Source organism: Oleiphilus sp. HI0079 (assembly GCF_001635105.1).
Genome location: NZ_LWFT01000095.1, coordinates 1 through 630 on the forward strand (window position 1 = coordinate 1; position 630 = coordinate 630).

The 630-nt window shown below is 47.5% G+C and carries 1 protein-coding gene; it reads left to right on the plus strand.

Going from position 1 to position 630, the window contains the following annotated elements:
• Positions 1 to 630 (plus strand): phosphoenolpyruvate carboxykinase (ATP) (locus tag A3750_RS01410; RefSeq protein WP_156498298.1); only part of this gene is annotated, 630 nt, incomplete at both ends.

Sequence of the window (630 nt, forward strand, 5' to 3'; positions counted from 1 at the left end):
GATACGAGCCTGACTGAGAACGGGCGATGTGCCTATCCGCTTGAGCATGTTGAAAAGCGTGTCATTGAGAATCGCGCTGGTGAGCCAAACGCGATTGTCTTTCTGACTTGCGATATGACTGGTGTATTGCCACCTGTTTCACTTCTTAGTAAAGAAGCGGCGGCATATCACTTCCTAAGCGGTTATACGGCTTTGGTTGGCTCTACAGAAATGGGTTCCGATTCAAAGCTCAAATCGACGTTCTCAACCTGTTTCGGCGCACCATTCTTCCCGCGCCCTGCTGGCGAGTATGCGGAGTTGCTTATGAAGCGAATGGAAGAGTTCGGTTCTAAAGTTTACTTGGTAAACACTGGTTGGACCGGTGGCTCGTTTGGTGTTGGTCAAAGATTTAGCATTCCAACGACTCGTGGCATTATTTCTGCGATTCAGAGCGGTGCCCTTGCTGATGCAGAAACAGTGCATCTTGAGAAATTGAATCTTGAGATTCCGATTGCTGTTCCTGGTGTTGATGCTGGATTGCTTAACCCTCGCGACACTTGGGCGAGCAAAGAAGATTATGATGCAAAAGCGGCAGATCTTATTTCCCAGTTCGTTGAGAACTTTAAGAAGTTTGATGTTTCTGATGCCATT